This is a genomic window from Devosia sp. 67-54 (genome assembly GCF_001899075.1).
Classification (GTDB): Bacteria; Pseudomonadota; Alphaproteobacteria; order Rhizobiales; family Devosiaceae; genus Devosia_A.
This window is the reverse complement of the sequence record NZ_MKVA01000005.1, coordinates 980,694-997,067: the sequence shown is the minus strand read 5'-3', so window position 1 is coordinate 997,067 and position 16,374 is coordinate 980,694. Positions and strand designations below refer to the sequence as shown.

The following is a 16,374-nucleotide window of genomic DNA, read 5'->3' as shown; positions in this document are numbered from 1 at the left end:
TTCGCTCTACGGGTCTGCGCGAGCCGCCTTCTTCACGCTCTGTTAGGGTCGTTGCCGGAACACTTCCGTGCATGTTTTAGGGCTCTGGGAGCATTTCATGACGACGATATTGCGCCGCCTTCTCGGCGTGTCGGATCACGACGCGGCGGCGACGCTTGCAGCCTTCTCGCGGTCGCAGGGGATCATCGAATTTGCGCTCGACGGCACCATCCTCGGCGCCAACGACAATTTCCTCAAGACGATGGGTTACACGCTGGCCGAGATCAAGGGACGGCACCATCGCATGTTCGTCGACCCGGCGGAGGCGCAGTCGCCAGACTATGCGGAATTCTGGCGCCGCCTCTGCCGCGGCGAGCACGACGCCGCCGAATACAAGCGCATCGCCAAGGGCGGCCGCGAGGTGTGGATCCAGGCGTCCTATAATCCGGTTCTGGATCGGCACGGAAAGCCGTGCAAGGTCGTCAAGATCGCCGCCGACGTCACCGCCCGCAAGCTGGCCGCGGCCGATGCCCAGAGCCAGCTCGCGGCCATCGGCCGCGTTCAGGCGGTGATCGAATTCAACCTCGACGGCACCATCCTCACGGCCAACGAGAATTTCTGCAGGGCAATGGGCTACGGCCTCGACGAGATCGTCGGCCATCATCATCGCATGTTCGTCGACCCGGCCTACGCGCAGAGCGCCGACTATGCCGCGTTCTGGGACACGCTGCGCCGCGGCGAGAGCCTGGCGGCCGAATACCGGCGCCTCGGCAAGAATGGCCGCGAAGTCTGGATTCAGGCGTCCTACAATCCGATCTTCGATGTCAGCGGCAGGCCGTACAAGGTGGTGAAATACGCCACCGACGCCACCGACGCCACGGCGCGCAAGGAGGCGGTCAAGGTGCTGGGCGCCCATCTCAGCCGGCTGGCGGACGGCGATCTGACCGCGGTGATCGACGATGCGTTCAAGGGCGATCTCGAGAAGGTCCGCGTCGCCTACAACGGCACCGTGGCCACCATGCGCGACATCGTCCGGCGATTGCGCACGGCATCGAGCTCGCTGAAGACCGCGACCGGCGAAATCCTGTCGGGCGCCAACGATCTTGCCGACCGAACCACCAAGCAGGCGGCCGCCGTGGAGGAGACCTCGGCGGCGCTGGAGCAGCTCTCGACCACGGTCGGCGACAATGCGGCGCGCGCGGCCTCGGCCAGCGCCAAGGCGAAGGCGGTGTCGGTGACGGCGTCCGAAGCCAATGGCGTCATGACCGAAGCCAACGATGCCATGGAGCGCATTTCGGCCTCCTCGACCAAGATCTCCAACATCATCGGGCTGATCGACGACATCGCGTTCCAGACCAATCTGCTGGCGCTCAACGCCTCGGTGGAGGCGGCGCGGGCCGGCGATGCCGGCAAGGGCTTCGCCGTCGTTGCGATCGAAGTCCGGCGCCTGGCGCAATCGGCGGCCGGCGCATCCTCGGAGGTCAAGGCGCTGATCGAGCAATCGTCCGGCGAGGTGGCGACCGGCAGCCGCAAGGTGGCCGAGGCGACGCAGAAGGTCACCGCGATGCTGGAAGGCATTCACGAGAACGGCGTTCTCATCGAGCAGATCACGCGCGCCACCTCGGAGCAGTCCGGCGCCATCGTCGAGCTCACCTCGGCGGTCAAGCAGGTCGACGAGATGACGCAGCACAACGCCGCCCTGGTGGAAGAGACCAACGCCGCCATCGAGCAGACCGAGGGCCAGGCGAGCGAGCTCGACCGGATCGTCGACACCTTCGTGCTCGAGGACGGCGGGCGCGGCGCTCCGGAGGCGGCCCGCCAGCATCCGCCCGCGACGCGGCCGCCGCGGGGAAAGGCCGCCGCCGCGGCGCGTGTCTACCTCGCCGAGGGCAATGCCGCGCTCAAGCGGGAGGACTGGACCGAGTTCTGACCGTCAGCCCGCGACGAACGCCCTGATCAGCGGCGCGATGGCGCCGGCGGCGACCATGTGGTTCTGGCCGGGCAGCGTCCTGTGCGTGGCGTTGGGCAGCGCGCGGCTGATCGCCGACTGCGCATTCTGCATCCAGGCGTCGGACTTGCCGCCGCCGACATTGAGCACCGGCATGGTGACGTTCGGCCAGGCCGCCGGCGACGGCGGGCTCGAGGTCCAGTAGGGAGCGCACAGCGCGGTATCGTAAGCGAGGGTGGGGGCGACCGGGGCCAGCTTGCGCAGGATGCCCATGATCTGCATCATCAGCAGCCCGAAGCCGGGCACGCCGACATTGCGCAGGAACAGCTTCACGGCACCGACGTGGTTGCCGTAGGCCAGCAATTGCGTGAGCCGCGGAACATAGGCCGGGTCGGCCTGGTGGCTCGGATCGGCATAAATCGGGGCCTCGTAGAGCACCATTTTGGCAATCCGGCCGGCCGGCAGGCTGTTGCCGGCCGCCAGCGCCAGCGGCACGCCGGACGAAATCGCGTACAGCGCGGCGGTGCCGCCGGCCGCCGTGATGACCGCATCGAGGTCCTCGACCTCCCGGGCGACGGCATAGGGCCTGGCGTCGCCGCTTTCGCCGCGGCCGCGACGATCGTAGGTGTAGACGGTGAAGCGGTCCCTGAGCGCGGCCGCGAGCGCGCCGGACGGACCGGAGGCGCGCCAGCACAGCGCGCCGTCGACGATGACGAGGGCCGGGCCGGCGCCCGCCACGGAGTAGCCGATGCGGGTGCCGTCCCTGGACGCAACGAAGGGCATCTCGATCTCCTTTTCACGCCGATCCGAGGGGGATGGTCTTGAGGTATTCGGCCAGCCGGTCGTTGCCGATGCTCACCATGCCGGTGAAGCCGCGCCGCAGATTTTCATCGCGCGCCGTGACCGACGCGCAGCGCACGGTGACCGTGACCACGGTGTTCCGGCCCTGGTCGGCCAGCGCGATGGTGGAGTCGAGTTCCAGCGGCGGCAGGCCGTCGAGGCCGAACACCCAGTCAGCGGGGGCGTCGCGATAGTGCAGCATGGTATCGGGCACGATGTCGAGATAGACGCTGGCATAGCCCCAGCCGCGGCCGTCGGCATACTGCCAGCGCACCTTCCACACGCCGCCGACCCGCAGGTCGATGCGGCACTCGATGAGCGTGGTATCGCGCGGGCCCCAGAAATGCGCCATGTGCTGCGGCTCGGTGTAGCATTTGTACACCAGCCGCCGTGGCGCCTCGAAGCTGCGCGTGATGGTGAAATAGGCCTCGCCCGGCGGGGCGTCGACGATGTTCTCGGACATTGCCATCTCCGTCAGGCGTCGAGGAAGCCGGCGACGGTAGCGGCCAGCCGCGGGTCGTTGCCGATGCTGTAGTGGGTGGCGTCGGGGATGATCACCTCGAGGATGACGTTGTCGGTCGGATACTCGCGGCCGTCGGGGCCGATCATCACGTGCCGCCAGCTCCCGCCGCTGCGGAAGTCGAGCGTTTCGGTGCGGCTGATGACCAGCGTCCTGCCGTCGCCGGTGGCGGGGGCGGCGATCATTTCACCGGTTCCTGCAACTCGGCCAGCAGGTCGTCGAGCTGGGCCAGCGACTCGCGGGCGCCGGTTTCCATGCCGCTGGCAACGACCGCGTCGCGTGCGGCGAGGCTGCCCAGATTGGCGACGGCCCGGTAGAACGTCTTTTCGCCCCGCGCTTCGAAAGTGTGGGTCTCGGTCAGCAGGTCGTTCTCTTCATACATGCCTTCGACGGCGAAAGTGTTGACGATCCGGGCCGGCGTCTCGATGTCCTTGTAGGTGCCGTGAAAGACGATCGCCGGTGCGCCGCCTGGGGGCTGCGTGACGTAACGCCACTTGCCGCCGACACGGAACTCGAAGGTGTCGATCCGGCTCACCGGCGACATGGATTTGGGTCCGAACCAGCGGGCGACGTGCTGCGGTTCGCTGAAGCATTTCCACACCAGGGCGCGCGGCGCGTCGAATGTGCGGGTGGTGATCATCACAGGCTGATCGCTGGGATAGTCGAATCTGAGATCGGTCATGTCGCGTTCCCTGTCTTTCAAGCTGTTGTTGAGATAGGCGCCGAGCCGGTCGAGACTGGCGTTCCAGAGGCGAAGATAGAGCGCTGCCCAGCCGGGACGGCGCGGGAAGGGAATGATGTCGCCCATCGCACGCCGCTCGACGCGTCAGTTGCGGGGGCCATCGGCGTCTCCCTTCTGCAACTCGGCCAGATAGTCCTCGAGCCGGTCGAGGCTGGCCTCCCAGAACTTGCGGTAGTCCTCGAGCCAGCCGGCGACATCGCGCAGTGGCGCCGCCTCGAGCTTGCATGGGCGATATTGCGCATCGCGGCCGCGCGAGATCAGCCCGGCCCCCTCCAGCACCTTGAGGTGCTTGCTGACGGCGGCGAGGCTCATGTCGTAGGGCGCGGCCAGTTGCTTCACCGTGGCCTCGCCCGCCGCCAGGCGGGCAAGAATGCCCCGGCGCGTCGGGTCGGCGAGGGCGGACAGGGTGAGGCTCAATCTGTCGGTCATGTTGTTCAACCGGATGGTTGTAAACTATATGGTTTAATATAGCGGCAGCTATTGCATTGTCAACCGCTGAGTTAAATAAAGATTGTCGTGATAATTCAGCAGCTTGAGAGAAAGTTCAAAAATCTCGCCGAACGGTGTCGATTCCGGATGCGGCATTTCGTTGTGTCTGCAGACGCCAGAAACGGAGAATTGCAATGCGCTTCATGGTCATCGTCAAAGCCAATGCCGACAGCGAAGCCGGCGCCATGCCGACATCCGCACAGCTCGCCGCCATGGGCCGGTACAACGAGCAACTCATCGATGCCGGCATCATGCTCGCCGGCGAGGGGCTGCATCCCTCGTCCAAAGGCGCTCGCATCGCCTTCGGAGAGAAGGGCGCCAGCACGGTCAAGGACGGACCGTTTACCGAGGCCAAGGAGCTGGTCGCCGGCTTCTGGATCCTGCAGGTGAAGTCGCTCGAGGACGCCATTGCGTGGGCGCGCCGCGCGCCGATGGAACCGGGCGACGAGCTCGAGATCCGGCAGGTGTTCGAGACCGCCGACTTCGATGCCGACCCCATCACCGAGGAACACCTGCGCAAGGAGCAGGAGTTCCGCGACCGCACCCAGAAACCCGTCACCAATTGAGGACCGACCAATGCGCTACTTCATGACCATCATTCCCGGCGAAGGCTACGATTCCGGCGCGAGGCCCGTGCCGCAGGAAATCATGGACGCCATGGGCCCCTACATCGAGAAGGTGGTCGCCTCCGGGGCGCTGATCTCGACCGGCGGGCTGCAGCGCTCCAGCGGCGCCAGGCGGATCGCCGGCCGCAGCGGCCACGCCGTGACCACCGACGGCCCCTTCGCCGAGGCCAAGGAGGTGATCGGCGGCTATGCGGTGATCGAGGCGCCGGACCTCGCGGCGGCCGAAAAGATCGGCGCCGAGTTCGTCCAGCTGCACATCGACAACCACATGCCCGACATCACCGTCGAAATCCGCCAGATCGACGGCGGCTACAACGTTTAGGAGGCCGGGATGCAGTTCATGGTGATCCGCAAGGCCGACGCCGAGACCGAGGCCGGCGCCATGCCCAGCCAGCAGCTCATCGACGACATGACGTCGTACAACGAGAAGCTGGTGCGGGCCGGTGCCATGAAGCAGGGCGCCGGACTGCTCGCCAGCCGGCACGGCGCCCGCGTGTCGTTCGCCAACGGCAGCCCGAGCGTGATCGACGGGCCGTTCACCGAGGCCAAGGAGCTGGTCGCCGGCTATTCGATCATCGAGGCGCACTCGCTCGCCGAGGTGATCGAGCTGGTCAAGCAATGGCCGCCGAGCGACGGGCACGGCAATGTGCAGATCGAAATCCGGCCGCTCGCCACCGCCGAGAGCCTGGGGTTCAGCGACGCGCAGCGCGATCGTTACGAAAAGCTGGTGCAGCAGCAGATGCAGCAATAGCGGCTTGCGGCGGCGGAGCGGATTTGATCCACTCCGCCGCCCATGACCCAGATCGAAACCCATCGCGCTGTCGAGGCCGTGTGGCGCATCGAGGCCGCAAGGCTCATCGGCAGCCTCACGAAGCTGACGCGCGACGTGGGGCAGGCGGAGGAGCTTGCCCAGGATGCGCTGGTCGCGGCCCTGCGCGACTGGCCGCAGAACGGCATTCCGAACAATGCCGGCGCGTGGCTGATGCAGACCGCCAAGCGCCGCTTCATCGACCATTTCCGGCGCTCGAAGGTGCTGGCGCGCAGCCTGCCGGAGCTGGCCTATGGCGAGGAGCTGCGCCAGGAGGATGCACCCGATCTCGACGCCCGCCTCGACGACGACGTGAAGGACAATGTGCTGAGCCTGATCTTCACCGCCTGTCATCCGGTGCTCGGCCCCGAGGCCCGCGCGGCACTGACGTTGCGGCTCGTCGGCGGGCTCAGCACCGCCGAGATCGCCCGCGCCTATCTTGCCGCCGAGCCGACGATCCAGCAGCGCATCGTGCGGGCCAAGAAGACGCTCGCCGATGCCCACGTGCCGTTCGAGGTGCCGCGCGGCGAGGAACGCCTGCAGCGCCTCGGCTCGGTGCTGGAGGTCGTCTATCTGATCTTCAACGAAGGCTATTCGGCGACGGCCGGCGACGACTGGATGCGCACCGAGCTTTGCGACGAGGCGCTGCGGGTCGGGCGCATTCTCGCGCAGCTCATGCCGGACGAGGCCGAGGTGCACGGGCTGCTGGCGCTGATGGAAATCCAGGCCTCCCGCGCGGCGGCGCGCGTCAAGGCGGACGGCACGCCGATCCTGCTGCTCGAGCAGGACCGCACGCGCTGGAACCAGATTCTGATCCGGCGCGGGCTCGCGGCGCTCGCCCGGGCCATCGAGCTCGATGGCGCGATGGGGCCGTATACGTTGCAGGCCGCCATCGCCGCCTGCCACGCGCGCGCGCGCAAGGCGGCCGACACCGACTGGCGGCAGATCGCGGCGCTCTATGACGAGCTCGCCCTGGTCACGCCGTCCCCGGTGATCGAACTGAATCGGGCGGTCGCGCATTGCATGGCACATGGACCCGAAGCCGGCTTGCGCCTGCTCGAGCCGTTGCAGGAGCTGCCGGCGATGCGCAACTATCATCTGCTGCCCAGTGTGCGTGGCGATTTCCTCACACGGCTGGGCCGTCACGACGAGGCGCGGGTGGAGTTTCGGCGTGCCGCCGAGCTGACCGGCAATGCGCGCGAGCGCGAGCTGTTGCTGAAGCGGGCGGCGGGGCAGGGATGAGCAGGCTCGACATCCGCATCGCTCATCCCGACGACCGGCTCAATCTCATCGATTTGCAGCGCCGGGCGTCGCTGGCGGCCGAAGAGGGCGAGATGCGGCAGCGCCTGCTCGACGAGCCGGGCCTGATCGATCTCGACGAGGAGATGCTGGCCAACAACGAGGTGGTCGTCGCCCAGATCGGCGATCGTATCGTCGGTTTCGCCACCATCGTCGCCCACGACGGCAACGACGCGGAGCTCGAGGGGCTGTTCGTCGAGCCCACGCATTGGCGGCAGGGCATCGGCACGGCGCTGCTGCACGCCATCGAACGCGAGGCGGCGGCGTGGGGCGCGAGCCGGCTGCACGTGCTCGCCAATGCGCGTGCGATGCCGTTCTACGAGGCCATGGGCTTCGTCAGGGTCGGCGAGAGGAAGACGCCGCTCGGGCCGGTGGCACCGCTGCTGGCAAAGCCGGTCGTGCCGCGCTGATCAGGCCGCGAAGGTCGCGCTGATGTGAGCGGCGATCCGGCTGCCGCGCGGATTGGCCGAGCGGACGAGAAGCCGCGCGATGGTGTCGCCGGCATTGCGGTAGGCGTAGGAGACGCCGGCCGGCACGCGCACGAAATCGCCGCTGAGCACCAGCCCGGCCGCGCCGCCGATCATGAATTCGAGCATCCCGTCCTCGACCAGGAACAGCGTTTCAGCGCGATCGTGGCTGCGGGCGGGCATCTGCACCCCGACGGGCACGTAATGAGCAGTGGCCCCGTGGCGGAAATCGCAGTCGTCGTTGGCAACGATCGCGGTACGCTGGCCGGCAATGACAAAAGCCCGGTGACGCATCGGGTTCCCTCCAGTCTGATGCCCCGGGCCGAGCCATAGGGCGGGCTGGATGAACCGCAGTTGAACGCCGTCAGTCGAGAAACTGCACGCCCATTTCCTTGAGCGCCCGCCAGGCGACGCGGCAATGCTGCGGCCGGTGCCGCGGCACCAGCAGGTCGAACTGGTCGGGAATGCCGCGTACGGTCGCGACTTCGAGCTTGGCGCCGCCGTCCGACAGATTGCGGATCACGCAGCCCAGGCGGGTCCGCCCGCCGTCATAGGCGATCGTCGCCGAAATCGCGGTGTTGCGCCGTGGCGAGAGGCGTTTTTCGAGCCGAAGGTCCAAGAGCCGAGTTCCCGAGCGATGCCTCGGCACTCTATCGGCGCAGCGTTGCGAACGCGGCAACGCAAAGCCGACAATTGTTCGGGATCGCGGCGGTGCGCGTTAACGCCTATTTCAGGCCGGCCAGCTCGAGCCCGCCGACATAGCGGTCGAGCAGCGCCGGTTCCATGAACCGCAGCCCGTCGCGCAGCGAGGCCGCGCTCATCACCGGGCGCAGATAGATGAATTTGTCGAGCGCGTCGCGCGCCAGCTCCATCTGGCCGGAATTGGCGTAGTAGGTGGCGAGGTCGCGATACGGCCAGGTCAGCCCCGGGCGTTCGGACAGCGCCTGCCGGGCGAAATCGATCGCCCGCTCCGGGCGGCCGGCGGCGAAATGGGCGAGCCCCGTCCCCAGATGCACATTGAACGCGAACGGGTCGAGCGGCGACCGCCGTGCCGACTGCTCGAACGCCTTGAGGCCGTCTTCGGGCCGGCCGGTGTAGACGAGGCCGTAGCCGCGCCGCATCCATGCCCAGGCATGGTTGGGGTCGAGGTCGAGCGCCCGCTGCGCCAGATTGACCGCGTGCCGCACGTCGCCGCCGAGCTGCATCATGGCCGAGGCCAGGGCGGTGAGGGCCGTCGGGTCGTCGCCGGCGGTCATGGTGGCGATCTCGATGAGCCGGTGCCCCTCGGCGCGCTCGGTTTCGATGTCCGTGGTCCAGTTGTAGGCCACCTGCTGGCCGTGGGCCCAGGCGGCGAGCGCCGCCGCGAGCCCGTAGGTCGGCTCCAGCGCCAGCGCCTTGGTCAGGTAGGAGATGGCCTGCGGATTTTCCGCCATGCGATGCGCCCAAAGATGCGGCAGCGCCCGCATCACGAGGTCGTACGCCGCCAGCGTCTCCGGGCGCTTGCTGCGGGCGCGTTCGACCTCGGCGCGACGGATCGAGGGGTGGAGCGCGCTCGCGACCTCGGCCGCCACCTTGTCCTGCAGGTCGAACAGGTCGGACACGGCGCCGTCGATCCGGGTCGACCAGATGTGGTTGGCGGTCTCGGTCTCGATGAGCTGGGCGGTGATGCGCACCCGCTCGCCGACCCGCCGCACGCTGCCCTCGACCGCATAGCGGACGCCGAGCTCGCGCCCGGCCTGGCGCACGTCCACGGCCCGGCCCTTGTAGGAGAAGGCCGAATTGCGCGCGATGACGAAGAAATCGCGGATGCGGGAAAGTGTTGCGGTGATTTCCTCGACCACGGCGTCAGCGAAATAGGCCTGGTCGGCCTCGCCCGACAGATTGTCGAACGGCAGCACCACCACCGACGGCCGGCTGGAGGGCGGCGGCGGCGGCACTTCCGCGGCCTGCTTCTGCGTCACGCCGTCGGGATGCCAGACGAAGATGCGCACCGTCTTGCTGACGTTCTTGAGGTCGAGCGGCCCGAGGTCGGTGAACTGCAGGTCGGTGCGACCGTCGAGATACTGGTACATCCATTTGGTGATGGCCATGCCGCCGGGCGGCGAGATCGCCTGCACCCGCACCGACAAATTGACGCCCGAGCCGTAGAGATCGTCGCCGGCCACCAGCACGTCGGCGAGCACGATGCCGGCGCGCACCTGAAATCTGCCGCCGCCGGGCACGCTCAACTGGCGCTCGAAAAGTTCCTTCTGCAGGTCGGCGACCCATTCGACGGCGGCGACGACGCTCTGGAATTCGGCCAGCAGGCCGTCGCCCATGGTCTTGAATACCTTGCCGCCATAACGGCCGATGGTGCGCGCGACCAGCCGGTCGTAGACCCGCTGCACGAGGCGCAGGGTCTGCCGCTCGTTGATCTCGGCCAGGCGCGAGTATCCGACGACGTCCAGCGAGACGATCGGAACCAGACGCCGGTCTGGTTGTGCCATGATGTCCGCCCCCCGGCGGGTTAACGCGCCGCTTATAGCATCCGGAACGGGTGCAGCAATGAAATCGGATGGGTGTGAAGGCGTCAGTAGACGGTCGTCAAAACTTCGATTTCTTTGGGCTGGCCCGGCTGAACTTCGAACTGACGATTGTAGACTTTGTCCCCGCGCTTGGCGAAGACGAGGTAGTCGCCCTCCTGCAATACGGTCGAGGGGAAGGCGCCCGTATTGGTGAAGATCGTGGTTCCGTCGGCGGTCTTGACCGTCCAGTCGATGTCGGCGATGGCCTCGCCGCCGGCCTCGCTGACCAGCTTGAACGAGACCTGCGCCGCCTTGTGGTAGAGGGTCGCGTCGGTCAACTGGCCGGGGTCGACCTTGAGGTCGGCGCGCACCACCGCGTTCACGTCGCCGAAATACGACACGATGTGATAGGTGCCGGCGTTGACGGTGATGATGTCGTTCGCCCCCAGATTCTGGGCGATCAGCGCGCGGTCGGCGTCGGTCTGCCCGGCGGTGAAGACGTCGAAACGGAGCAGGTTGATCGGAATCTGGACGTCGCCGGTGACGGCGGCGTTGAGCCTGAGCCCGCCCGCCTCGAGCACCATGGATTTGTCGTTCTCGCCTTCCTTGACGGTCAGCGTGTCGCTGGCCTGCGCCCGGCCATAGGCGACGTGCACGACGTAACTGCCGGGCACCAGCTTGACCTTCGCCACCGCCTGGTCGGACTTGGCGGCGAGCTGGAGCTGGCCCGAACCGTCGGGCTTGGCGGCGAAGATGCGCCAGACGAGCCCCTGTTCGATCGTCTTGCCGCCGTCGGAGACCAGGGCTTCGAGCCGGACCGGCTGCGGATCCGCCACGGCGGCGATGGCCTGCGTTGCCGTCGCCGGCGGGGCGGGCGCCGCGTCGGCGGACGGAGCGGCGCCTCCCTCCGATGCGGCCCCGGGAGCCAGCGGCGTGCCCTGCTGGCCGCTGTCGGACGTGGCGTCGGGCGCCGCGGCGCCGTCGGCGAGGGGAGCGTGGAAGGTCGGCAGCGGCGCCGGCATCAACGGCGCGTCCTGGGCGAACGCCGGCGCTGCCATGAGCGCCACCATCGCGATCCATCGCCATAATTTCAAAGCAGGATTCCCGTGCCGCCCGACTCCCGCGGGGCGATGCATCGCTACCCTTGGAATGGGGAAAAGCTGTGTCATAAGGGGCGAGCACCTGCAAGGATCAGAACATGCCTGCCAACGCCGCTCTGCGCGACTACCTGAAGACCCGCCGTTCCGTCGGTATCGGCTTTCTCAAGGACCCCGGCCCGAGCCCGGACGAGCTCAACGAAATCCTCGCCATCGGCACCCGCGTGCCCGACCATGGCAAGCTCACCCCCTGGCGGCTGGTGGTGATCGAGGGCGACGCGCGCCTCGCCGCCGGCGAAAAGCTGGCCGAAATCGCCAAGCGCAACAACCCGGCGCTGGACGAGGCGTCGCTCGCCAACGAACGCAGGCAGTTCCTGCCGGCGCCGGTGACCATCGGCGTCATCTTCTCGCACAAGCCGCTCGCCAAGGCGCCCGAGCTCGAGCAATTGCTCTCGGCCGGCAATGTCTGCTTCAACCTGATGCATGCCGCCTTCGCGCTGGGCTATGCGGCGAGCTGGGTGACCCGCTGGTTCGCCTTCGACACGGCGGCGCAGCAGATGCTGGGGGCGCGCGGCGGCGAGCGCTTCGTCGGCTTCGTCCACATCGGCACGCCCACCACCACGATCGAGGACCGCGACCGTCCCGACCTCGCCAAGGTGGTGACGCGCTGGAACGGTTAACCGGACGTTAACGGCTGTTAGCGCTTTGTTAACCGACGACAGCCACCCGGATTCGCCATGGGCGTCCAACCCATCACCATTCCGCAGAGCCTCGCCTACGTGCTCAACAACGCAGGCGACAAGAGCGGCGTCGACTTCAATTATCTGCTCGACACGGCGCAGCGGGAATCGTCGCTGAACCCGACGGCCAAGGCGCCCAGCTCGTCGGCCGTGGGCCTGTTCCAGTTCCTCGACTCGTCCTGGCTGCAGGTGATGAAGCAGGAGGGGCCGCGGCTCGGCTACCAAAAATATGCCGACGCCATCACCCAGGACCGCGACGGCGATTACGTCATCAAGGACAAAAAGCTCCGCGCCGACGTGCTGAAGCTGCGTGAGGACCCGCAGGTCGCCGCCGACATGGCGGCCGCCTTCACCCGCTCGAACGGCTCCTATCTGCAGCAGAAGTTCGGGCGCATGCCGAGCCCGGGGGAGCTGTACATCGCGCACTTTCTCGGTCCGCAGGGCGCCGAAAAACTGTTCAACGCCGGGTTGCAGGACCCCGACCAGGTCGCGGCGCGGCTGTTTCCGCGGCAGGCCAAGGCCAATCCGCGCATCTTCTATGCCGATGGGCACGCCCGGACGATCCGCGAGGTCTACAAGGCGCTGGTGGCGCAGCATGACGGCATCGTCGCCGCCGACGTGGTGCCCGACCCGAAATTCGCCGCCCAGCAGCTGGCGGCCGACCCCACCGCCAAATGGTCGACCGACGCCGTGCCGTCGCGGTTCACCAAGGCCGACATGTCGTTCAACGCGCTGTTCAGCACCGAAGCCTCGACGGGGGTGCCCAAGCCGCTGATCGGCGAGGAGGCCGCTGCGCCGCTGCTGCAGGCGCAGGGCCTGCAATCGCCGCTGGCGCTGATGCCGCAGGGGCAGGCGAGCCCCCTCGATCTGACGGGCGGTCCCGAGCCGCTCCAGGCGATCGACGACGCGATGAGCGGGCCGCAGGACGATACCGGCGACTCGTCGGCCCTCGGATTTGCGCCCTTGCCGACGCCCGCGCCGCTGCTGCCGCCGGGCGTCGCGGCGCCTGTCCCTGACGCCGCCCCGGCGGCGGAGATGATGCCTCCGGCCCCGGACGTGCCGCGGCCGCGGGTGCTGATGACCCATCCGCCGCTCGCGGACAGCGCCTTCGTCACGCAGCTCTACAGCCGCCGCTGATCGTTACCGGGCTCTCAACGAACAGGGTGAACCGTTCCTTAAGCCTCGGCCGCTAAGGTCTTTCCGGTCGTCCGGAGAGTTCGATGGTTGCGTATCAGGACTTCGTCGCCCTCAGTCAGTCCGGCGACAGCGAAGCGCGTGGGCAGGCGGCTCATCTCGCGGCGCAGGCCTATCTCCGCCACACCGGGCCGGCCGACGAGCATGCCGCCCTCTACGCTGCGCTGATCGGCTTTCTCGACGATCCCTCCGTCCGCGTCCGCGCCGCGCTCGCCTATGGCCTGCTGCATGCCGCCGACGCCCCGCGTCCGATCCTGCTGGCACTACTGCAGGACAGCGAAGTCATCTCGCGGGCGGTGGCGCAATATTCGCCGGCGCTGATCGACGCCGACCTCGTCGGCCTCGTGCGCAAGGCGGGGAGCGTGATGCTGCTGGCCGTGGCCCTGCGCGAACGCATCAGTGCCCGGGTGGCGCAGGCCCTGATCGAGCGCAATGAGCGCAGCGTCACGCTGAAGCTGGTCGGCCGCCAGGACGTGCCGGTGCCGCCGGTGCAGCTCAGTGCTCTTGCGATCGAGCAGGGGATCGGCGACGCCGAACTGCGCGGCCTGCTGCTCGAGCGCACCGACCTGCCGGCCAGCGCCCGGCTGCTGCTGGTCGAGGCCGCGGTGGAACATTTGCGCCGCGCCCGCATCGTCAAGGGCGCCATTGCGGCGCCGCGGCTCGAGCGGCTGCTGCGCGACGCCATGGACAGCGCGCTCACCGCCATCGGCGAGACCGAGGCCGAGGCGGATTCGACGCCGTTCGCCGCCGAGCTGGTCGAGAGCGAGAAGCTCTCCGCCCGGGTGATGCTGCACGCGGTGGTCAACGGCCACGTGCTGTTCTTTGCCGACTGCCTCGCGACGCTCGCCGCCGCGCCGCGCGAAAAGGTCTTCTCGCTGCTTGAAACCGGCAGCCGCCCGGCGCTCAACGCCTTGCTCGTCCGCTGCGGCCTGAGCCAGGGCGTGTGCAATCTGATCGCGCGGCTGATCTTCCATGCCCGCGCCGCCGACCTCGCGGACGATGTCGCCGCCCGCCATTTCGTGGTGACGGCACTGACCGAGGAACTGATCGTCGAGCACGAGGGCGTGATTCCGCCCGAGCTCGAAGACGCCTTCGCCTATCTCAGCGAGCAGAATGTCATTCTGGCCCGGCGCGCCGCCCGCGGCGTGATGTCGGCCTTCGCCGGCGACGTGGCCGGCGACCGCGCCATGCCGGCGCTGCTGCCGGACGAGCAGCGCCTGGCGCTGCCCGCGGCCTAGCCATGCGGCGCTCCGGCTGGCCGGACTAGTAGCGGAACTGCTCGCTGAGCACGCGCTCCTCGAGCCCCGTGCCGGGGTCGAACAGCAGCGTCACCTGGTGCGCCCGCGTCTCGCGCACCACCACTTCGGCGACGTGCTTGAACTCGACATTGTCGGCCACGGCGCTGACCGGACGCTTGTCGATCTCGCGCGGGCGGAAGGTGACCACCGCATTGTTGCCGAGGATGGCGCCGCGCCAGCGCCGCGGCCGGAACGGCGAAATCGGCGTCAGCGCCAGGAGCGGCGCGTCGATCGGCAGGATCGGTCCGTGCGCCGAGAGGTTGTAGGCGGTCGAGCCGGCCGGCGTGGCGAGCAGGATGCCGTCGCAGATCAGCTCGTCCATCTGCGTCTTGCCGTCGACGACGATCTCGACCTTCATCGCCTGGTAGGTCATGCGGAACAGCGACACCTCGTTGAGCGCCAGCGCATCGTGCTGGACGCCCGATGTGTCGAGCACATGCATGGCGAGCGGCGTGATCCGCGTCGGCTTGGCCGCGGCCAGCCGGTCGACCAGCCCCTCATCGGCAAAATCGTTCATCAGGAAGCCGACGGAGCCGCAATTCATGCCGAACACCGGAATGTGCCGCTCCATCACCTTGCGCAGCGCTTCGAGCATCAGGCCGTCGCCGCCGAGCGCCACCACCACCTCGGCCGCATCGAATCCCACGTCGCCGTAGCGGTCGCGGAGGCGGGCCATGGCAGCGTCGGCCTCCGGCGTGCCACTCGACAGGAAGGTGAGGCGATCGGGGGAAAAGTCCGGCACGGAGGGCTCCTCGGCAAGGCCGAGCCTGCCTAGCATGCCGGTTGCGCCCGACCAACAGCGGGTTGCCGGACGATCAGCGCCGTTAGCGATCCCCCGATCCGCGGCTTGCCGCGAGCCCAGGCGCGATGCTAGCAGAGCCCGGTTGCCGGCGTAGCACAGCGGTAGTGCAGCGGTTTTGTAAACCGAAGGTCGGGAGTTCGATCCTCTCCGCCGGCACCAAAACAATCAGCGATTTCGGCAGCTTGGAGCGACGATCTGCCGCCTGCCCGACGCCTTACCGGCTGGCGGGCGCGCCGCTGACGGAAAAGAATTCCGTGGCGCCATCGGGCGTGACGCGGACCGCCGACAGCGTGCCGGTATGGTAGCAATGGGTGTCGACGTCGATCCGGTGCGGCGTCGCGACGATGCTGCGGCCGGGCGTGTGGCCGTGCACCACCCGCAGCCCGCCGGTCAATTGCGAGGTCAGGAACGGGGCGCGGATCCAGACCAGGTCCTCGTCGCTCTGCATCGCCAGCGGCACGCCCGGCCGGATGCCGGCATGCACGAACAGCCAGCCCGGCAGCGACAGGCTGATCGGCAGTGCGGCGATGAACTGGCGGTGGGCGTCGGGAAAGGCCGCGAGCGCCGCCAGGGTGCCGGCCTGGCTGCGCAGCGGCCGGCCGATGGCGAGCCCGTAGGAGGCGAGGGTGGTCGTGCCGCCCTCATCGAGATAGTAGGCGTGCGCCGCCGGGTTGGCGAAGAAATCGAGCAGCATCGCCTCGTGGTTGCCGAGCAGGGCGAACCGCCGGAAGCCGGCGGGGGCAGGGGCCATCACATGCTCGATCACCTCGCGCGACCGGGGGCCGCGGTCGATGTGGTCGCCGACCGTCACCAGCCATTTTTCGCCCTCGATCGCCGCGCCGTCGCGCGCGATCACCGCTTCCAGCGCCAGCAGCTGCTCGAAGCAGCCATGCACGTCGCCGATGGCGTAGATGGCGGCAGGCCAGGTGTGGAAGGCGAGACGAGGATGCGGCATTGTCGTTCCAATATCCGATCGTGCAGATCGGGCAATGGCCTTGCGGACGTTTGAGGGCCGCAGACG

General features: G+C 68.2%; 20 protein-coding genes and 1 tRNA gene. 10 read left to right on the top strand and 11 right to left on the bottom strand.

Going from position 1 to position 16,374, the window contains the following annotated elements; genetic code table 11:
* Nucleotides 1-97 precede the first annotated feature (97 nt).
* Nucleotides 98-1,909 (top strand): methyl-accepting chemotaxis protein, encoded by a 1,812-nt coding sequence (locus tag BGO82_RS10130; protein WP_291305430.1) that lies wholly within the window; start codon nt 98-100, stop codon nt 1,907-1,909.
* Between the two features lie 3 nt (nt 1,910-1,912).
* On the opposite strand, the gene BGO82_RS10125 is transcribed toward BGO82_RS10130, so the two are convergent.
* Genes BGO82_RS10125 through BGO82_RS10105 form a run of 5 tightly spaced genes read right to left on the bottom strand, consistent with a single transcriptional unit; the run spans nt 1,913 to nt 4,458 of the window.
* A complete protein-coding gene (locus BGO82_RS10125; protein ID WP_291305429.1) occupies nt 1,913-2,710 on the bottom strand; it encodes an alpha/beta hydrolase in 798 nt (265 codons plus the stop codon).
* A gap of 13 nt (nt 2,711-2,723) precedes the next feature.
* Complete coding sequence (locus BGO82_RS10120) at nt 2,724-3,230, bottom strand: SRPBCC domain-containing protein (RefSeq protein ID WP_291305428.1); 507 nt, start codon at nt 3,228-3,230, stop codon at nt 2,724-2,726.
* Nucleotides 3,231-3,241: 11 nt separating this feature from the next.
* Nucleotides 3,242-3,472 carry a hypothetical protein gene (locus BGO82_RS10115; RefSeq protein WP_291305427.1) on the bottom strand — a complete coding sequence of 77 codons (231 nt, stop codon included), beginning with the start codon at nt 3,470-3,472 and terminating at the stop codon, nt 3,242-3,244.
* Nucleotides 3,469-4,095 (bottom strand): SRPBCC domain-containing protein, encoded by a 627-nt coding sequence (locus BGO82_RS10110; RefSeq protein WP_291305426.1) that lies wholly within the window; start codon nt 4,093-4,095, stop codon nt 3,469-3,471. The genes BGO82_RS10115 and BGO82_RS10110 overlap by 4 nt, the downstream gene beginning before the upstream one ends.
* 18 nt (nt 4,096-4,113) lie before the next feature.
* On the bottom strand, nt 4,114-4,458 hold the full coding sequence (locus BGO82_RS10105) for a metalloregulator ArsR/SmtB family transcription factor (RefSeq protein ID WP_291305425.1): 345 nt from the start codon (nt 4,456-4,458) through the stop codon (nt 4,114-4,116).
* Between the two features lie 194 nt (nt 4,459-4,652).
* On the opposite strand from BGO82_RS10105, the gene BGO82_RS10100 reads away from it, so the two are divergent.
* From BGO82_RS10100 to BGO82_RS10080, 5 genes are read left to right on the top strand one after another with little or no spacing between them, the layout of a single operon-like run.
* A complete protein-coding gene (locus BGO82_RS10100; protein ID WP_291305424.1) occupies nt 4,653-5,084 on the top strand; it encodes a YciI family protein in 432 nt (143 codons plus the stop codon).
* Nucleotides 5,085-5,094: 10 nt separating this feature from the next.
* Nucleotides 5,095-5,466 carry a YciI family protein gene (locus tag BGO82_RS10095; RefSeq protein ID WP_291305423.1) on the top strand — a complete coding sequence of 124 codons (372 nt, stop codon included), beginning with the start codon at nt 5,095-5,097 and terminating at the stop codon, nt 5,464-5,466.
* 9 nt (nt 5,467-5,475) lie between these two features.
* Nucleotides 5,476-5,895, top strand: coding sequence for a YciI family protein (locus BGO82_RS10090; protein ID WP_291305422.1), 420 nt, complete (start codon nt 5,476-5,478; stop codon nt 5,893-5,895).
* A gap of 42 nt (nt 5,896-5,937) precedes the next feature.
* Entirely contained in the window at nt 5,938-7,194 is a 1,257-nt protein-coding gene (locus BGO82_RS10085; protein WP_291305421.1) for an RNA polymerase sigma factor, read from the top strand.
* Nucleotides 7,191-7,661, top strand: a complete 471-nt coding sequence (locus BGO82_RS10080) for a GNAT family N-acetyltransferase (RefSeq protein WP_291305420.1) — start codon at nt 7,191-7,193, stop codon at nt 7,659-7,661. Before BGO82_RS10085 ends, BGO82_RS10080 begins: the two co-directional genes overlap by 4 nt.
* On the opposite strand, the gene BGO82_RS10075 is transcribed toward BGO82_RS10080, so the two are convergent.
* The 4 genes from BGO82_RS10075 to BGO82_RS10060 all read right to left on the bottom strand — a co-directional run bounded on the left by BGO82_RS10075 (nt 7,662) and on the right by BGO82_RS10060 (nt 11,280).
* Nucleotides 7,662-8,012 (bottom strand): cupin domain-containing protein, encoded by a 351-nt coding sequence (locus tag BGO82_RS10075; protein WP_291305419.1) that lies wholly within the window; start codon nt 8,010-8,012, stop codon nt 7,662-7,664.
* 70 nt (nt 8,013-8,082) lie between these two features.
* Nucleotides 8,083-8,337, bottom strand: coding sequence for a PilZ domain-containing protein (locus BGO82_RS10070; RefSeq protein WP_291305418.1), 255 nt, complete (start codon nt 8,335-8,337; stop codon nt 8,083-8,085).
* Nucleotides 8,338-8,443: 106 nt separating this feature from the next.
* Nucleotides 8,444-10,204 carry an adenylate/guanylate cyclase domain-containing protein gene (locus BGO82_RS10065; protein WP_291305417.1) on the bottom strand — a complete coding sequence of 587 codons (1,761 nt, stop codon included), beginning with the start codon at nt 10,202-10,204 and terminating at the stop codon, nt 8,444-8,446.
* An 83-nt stretch (nt 10,205-10,287) separates the two neighbouring features.
* Nucleotides 10,288-11,280: a hypothetical protein gene (locus tag BGO82_RS10060; protein WP_291305416.1), complete on the bottom strand. Its 993-nt coding sequence runs from the start codon at nt 11,278-11,280 to the stop codon at nt 10,288-10,290.
* A gap of 140 nt (nt 11,281-11,420) precedes the next feature.
* On the opposite strand from BGO82_RS10060, the gene BGO82_RS10055 reads away from it, so the two are divergent.
* The 3 genes from BGO82_RS10055 (at nt 11,421) to BGO82_RS10045 (ending at nt 14,491) form a co-directional block, all read left to right on the top strand.
* Nucleotides 11,421-11,999, top strand: coding sequence for a nitroreductase (locus tag BGO82_RS10055; protein ID WP_291305415.1), 579 nt, complete (start codon nt 11,421-11,423; stop codon nt 11,997-11,999).
* 57 nt (nt 12,000-12,056) lie between these two features.
* A complete protein-coding gene (locus BGO82_RS10050) occupies nt 12,057-13,196 on the top strand; it encodes a transglycosylase SLT domain-containing protein (RefSeq protein ID WP_291305414.1) in 1,140 nt (379 codons plus the stop codon).
* Between the two features lie 83 nt (nt 13,197-13,279).
* Entirely contained in the window at nt 13,280-14,491 is a 1,212-nt protein-coding gene (locus BGO82_RS10045; RefSeq protein WP_291305413.1) for a DUF2336 domain-containing protein, read from the top strand.
* 25 nt (nt 14,492-14,516) lie between these two features.
* Here the strand turns inward: BGO82_RS10045 and BGO82_RS10040 are convergent, their stop codons facing one another.
* Nucleotides 14,517-15,293 (bottom strand): NAD kinase, encoded by a 777-nt coding sequence (locus tag BGO82_RS10040; RefSeq protein ID WP_291305412.1) that lies wholly within the window; start codon nt 15,291-15,293, stop codon nt 14,517-14,519.
* 144 nt (nt 15,294-15,437) lie between these two features.
* Here BGO82_RS10040 and BGO82_RS10035 point away from each other — a divergent pair.
* Nucleotides 15,438-15,512: transfer RNA gene (locus BGO82_RS10035), tRNA-Thr, on the top strand.
* 55 nt (nt 15,513-15,567) lie between these two features.
* Here BGO82_RS10035 and BGO82_RS10030 read toward each other — a convergent pair.
* Complete coding sequence (locus BGO82_RS10030; protein ID WP_291305411.1) at nt 15,568-16,308, bottom strand: metallophosphoesterase family protein; 741 nt, start codon at nt 16,306-16,308, stop codon at nt 15,568-15,570.
* Nucleotides 16,309-16,374: the final 66 nt, after the last annotated feature.